General features: G+C 44.9%; 4 protein-coding genes. 2 read left to right on the top strand and 2 right to left on the bottom strand.

Features of this window, described 5'->3' with window-relative positions:
• Positions 1 to 791, top strand: a 791-nt coding sequence (gene lgt, locus CAG69_RS07395; RefSeq protein ID WP_202600717.1) for a prolipoprotein diacylglyceryl transferase, incomplete at its 5' end; no start/stop codon positions are given.
• Positions 792 to 821: 30 nt separating this feature from the next.
• On the top strand, positions 822 to 1,673 hold the full coding sequence (locus CAG69_RS07390) for a thymidylate synthase (protein ID WP_161443478.1): 852 nt from the start codon (positions 822 to 824) through the stop codon (positions 1,671 to 1,673).
• A gap of 69 nt (positions 1,674 to 1,742) precedes the next feature.
• On the opposite strand, the gene CAG69_RS07385 is transcribed toward CAG69_RS07390, so the two are convergent.
• Together CAG69_RS07385 and CAG69_RS07380 are read right to left on the bottom strand one after the other, a co-directional pair.
• Complete coding sequence (locus CAG69_RS07385; protein WP_161443476.1) at positions 1,743 to 2,885, bottom strand: flavohemoglobin expression-modulating QEGLA motif protein; 1,143 nt, start codon at positions 2,883 to 2,885, stop codon at positions 1,743 to 1,745.
• Positions 2,886 to 3,033: 148 nt separating this feature from the next.
• Positions 3,034 to 4,179, bottom strand: a complete 1,146-nt coding sequence (locus tag CAG69_RS07380) for a Na/Pi symporter (RefSeq protein ID WP_031780616.1) — start codon at positions 4,177 to 4,179, stop codon at positions 3,034 to 3,036.
• Positions 4,180 to 4,282: the final 103 nt, after the last annotated feature.

Raw genomic sequence — 4,282 nt, 5'->3', positions numbered from 1 at the left:
GATATATTGAATTTCCCAATATTGATCCGGTTTTAATCTCTATTGGTCCTGTTTCGGTTCGTTGGTACGGTTTGATGTACCTTGTGGGCTTTATGTTCGCCCTATGGTTGGCGAACCGACGTGCGGATAAGCCGGGAAGTGGGTGGACACGAGAGCAGGTTTCTGATTTGTTGTTCGCAGGCTTCCTTGGCGTGGTGATTGGTGGCCGTGTAGGCTACGTGCTTTTCTACAATTTTGAGCTCTTCCTGGCTGACCCTTTGTATCTATTTAAAGTGTGGACCGGTGGTATGTCTTTCCACGGGGGCTTACTGGGTGTGATTACTGCGATGTTCTGGTATGCACACAAAAACGGGCGAACTTTCTTCGGTGTTGCTGACTTTATCGCGCCGCTTGTGCCATTTGGTTTGGGTATGGGGCGTTTAGGTAACTTCATGAACAGCGAGTTGTGGGGCCGAGTAACGGATGTGCCTTGGGCGATCGTTTTCCCAAATGGCGGTCCACTGCCACGTCATCCATCACAGCTTTATGAAATGGCGCTTGAAGGTATCGTCCTTTTCTTCATTTTGAATTGGTTCATCAAGAAACCTCGTCCTCTAGGTTCTGTTTCAGGACTCTTTCTTGCGGGTTACGGAACCTTCCGTTTCCTAGTAGAATACGTGCGCGAACCAGACGCTCATTTGGGTTTATTCGGTGGCTTTATTTCCATGGGACAGATTTTATCCCTGCCAATGGTGGTTATCGGTGTCCTCATGATGGTTTGGGCATACAAACGTGGTCATTACAAAGATTAGTTACCACAAAAGACGAAGTAAGGTATTGGTGTGAAACAGTATTTAGATTTGTGTCAACGCATCGTTGACCAAGGTGTTTGGGTTGAAAATGAGCGTACAGGCAAGCGCTGCCTGACCGTAATCAACGCGGATTTAACCTACGATGTTGCGAACAATCAATTTCCGTTGGTAACCACACGTAAAAGTTTTTGGAAAGCGGCCGTTGCAGAGCTACTAGGGTACATTCGTGGTTACGATAATGCGGAAGATTTTCGTAAGCTGGGCACGAAAACCTGGGATGCCAATGCCAACCTAAATGATGCTTGGTTAAATAACCCATACCGTAAAGGTGAAGACGACATGGGCCGTGTCTACGGTGTCCAAGGGCGCGCATGGGCGAAGCCTGATGGCGGGCATGTTGACCAATTACGCAAGATAGTGGATGACTTAACGCGTGGTGTTGATGATCGCGGTGAAATCTTGAACTTCTACAACCCGGGTGAATTCCACATGGGGTGCTTGCGTCCTTGCATGTATAGCCACCATTTTTCATTGCTGGATGATACGCTATACCTGAACAGTACTCAGCGTTCGTGTGATGTACCGCTTGGCTTAAACTTCAATATGGTTCAAGTTTACGTGTTCTTGGCGATCATGGCGCAAATCACGGGCCAGAAACCTGGTCAGGCATTTCATAAGATTGTGAATGCGCACATTTATGAAGATCAGCTTGAACTGATGCGTGATGTTCAGTTGAAACGTGAACCATTAAAAGCGCCGACGTTCCACATCAATCCAGAGATTAAGTCTCTAGAAGATCTGGAAACATGGGTCACACTGGATGACTTTTGGGTTGAAGGATACGAGCATCACGACCCTATTCGTTACCCATTCTCAGTGTAACCAGTATTATTCTTCAAGATATGAAAAAGCTCCAAATGGAGCTTTTTTGCTTTTTGTACTTTGAAGGTATTACTTGAGTGCACTGACAATATAGCGGTGAATAGGGTTGGTTTGCATCGGTGCAGACAGTGCCGGGCTAATAAACTTGGGTTGGGTGAATATTTGCTTCCTCACTAATGAGCGGATAAGCTCAAAATACTTCAGTTCTGTTTTTCCACATAGCAACAATGAAAAGTCATCGCCCAGTTTATCGTAGGCATTGAGCACCTCTCGGAACCCCCTGAGGTACAAGTAATCCTTCGTCAAACCGCCTCCTCGATACACACGAGCAGTCGTTGTAAATGCTTGAAGGTCAGACGTTTTATACTGTTCTTTTAATAGCATGAACGTATGGCGGAAATCGCGATCCTTGATCATCGACTCTACCGCCAGGACTCGTAAGGCTAAGGTTCTTAGGCGTTTGATACTGAAATGTCCTGACAGATATTCACACAATATAGCCAGCCCTTCTTGGGTGTTTGTATTAGCTGGGCACCCTAAGCTCAGGACCTTTAGCGGTTGTTGACGACCGTTAAGCGTAGTAAGAAGGTGTACACCCATTTCATGATGTGCGAGAGCCTCTAACTCATCGGTCGTGATGTATGCTGCGTGGTTAATTTTGACTCGAGATCCCGAAACGAGTGCGTTTGCTAACATCCCATCCAACACCTGTATTTCACATTCATATCCATTACGTTGAGCAAAGTTTTGCATGAAGTGTGCTATCGCGCGGCTATCATGCTGCGGTTTGCTCTCTTCTTCCGTGGGAAGGTGTAAAATGAAATGGGCGTTGGCAATGTCTTTGACGCTCGGCTCTCCGTAATAGCGCAAGGAGTTATAAAGAAACTCTTGTGTACCGATAGTATTCACTTGATCCAATTTATCTGCGTAAGACTGAATCACATCCGCGTACAGCTTTTGTAATTGGGTGTCTTGAATATTCTCTAAAGGCAGTTCATACAGACGTCGCTTTGCGCTGTGAGTATCTAGATTGGTAGTTGAGTATTGGAAGTTAGGCTCTTGAGAGTATTTGTTCTTAATAAAGCGCTCTCTTTCCTGAGCATAATTGAGAGGATTCACGCTACTGAGGATATCAATATCAGCAACCAGTTGAGTTAGGTTTTCGTCTATTGCGAGTAGCTGATCAGAAATAGTGCCATTAAGCTGCGTCATGTTGTCGACTCCAAATGAGGTAGCCCAGCATAAGTATGCTGGTATGGCTCAAATTATCACCAGACAACGAATTTGAACAGCGTCATTAACGCAAAAAAGGCCCCACAATGTGGAGCCTAAACAATAAGCGATGGTATGTAAGTTATTGTTATGTCGTTAGGGCTAAGATCGCGCCTGGTAAAATAACGAATACAGACATTAGGTAGCCACCGACAACAGCTTTGTTCTTGATAGCCATTTCAGAAATCATCTCAGCGCCTTTCACTGGAATTTCACGTAGGAACGGAATACCAAAGATAAACAGCGTTGCCATGATATTAAATACTAGGTGTACCAGAGCGATTTGAAGCGCGAATACCGCAAACTCACCCGATACGGCTGTTGCTGCTAGTAACGCCGTAATACAAGTACCAATGTTTGCACCTAGCGTGAATGGGTAAATATCACGAACTTTAAGAACGCCTGTACCCACAAGTGGAACCATCAAGCTAGTTGTTGTTGATGAAGATTGTACCAACACAGTCACGATTGAACCCGATACAATACCGTGAATAGGGCCACGACCAATCGCGTTTTTCAAAATTTCACGTGCGCGGCCAACCATTAGGCTCTTCATTAGCTTACCCATTACCGTAATTGCAACGAAGATTGTCGCAATACCCAAAACGATAAGCATGATGCCACCAACAGTATCACCGAATGTTGAAAGTGGCTCTTTAATTGCACCCACAACTGGTTTTGTTATTGGCTTAATGAAGTTGAAGCCTTTAATGCTCATATCGCCAGTAGCAAGTAGTGGAGAAACAAGCCAATGAGAAACTTTCTCTAAAATGCCGAACATCATTTCCAACGGAAGGAAAATAGCAACAGCAAGTAAGTTGAAGAAGTCGTGAATAGTTGCGCTTGCAAATGCACGTTTGAACTCTTCTTTACAACGTACGTGACCAAGAGAAACAAGCGTATTAGTCACTGTGGTACCAATATTGGCACCCATCACCATTGGTATCGCGGTTTCTACTGGTAAGCCACCTGCAACCAAACCTACAATAATAGACGTTACAGTACTTGAGGACTGAATTAAGGCTGTTGCCACCAAGCCGATCATTAGACCTGCAACAGGGTGAGCGGCAAACTCAAATAGCACCTTAGCTTGATCGCCAGTTGCCCATTTGAAGCCACTACCAACCATAGATACTGCTAGAAGAAGCAGATACAACATGAATGCCAAGTTAGCCCAGCGTAACCAACGAGCAGTGCTCGAAATTGGCGCCACTGTTGAAGTAGCTTGGTTCATCATAATTTTCTCCGTTGACCTTTCAGTTCATTTTTCGGTCTGTAGTTGAAACTGCGGGCGATGTTAGAGAACAAATATATCAGTAATATTACAGATTTCTTGC

This window comes from Vibrio sp. V43_P6S15P86 (genome assembly GCF_009904725.1).
GTDB classification, from domain to species: Bacteria; Pseudomonadota; Gammaproteobacteria; order Enterobacterales; family Vibrionaceae; genus Vibrio; species Vibrio diabolicus.
The sequence above is the reverse complement of the archived record's forward strand: the minus strand, read 5'-3'. Positions and strand labels throughout refer to the sequence as shown.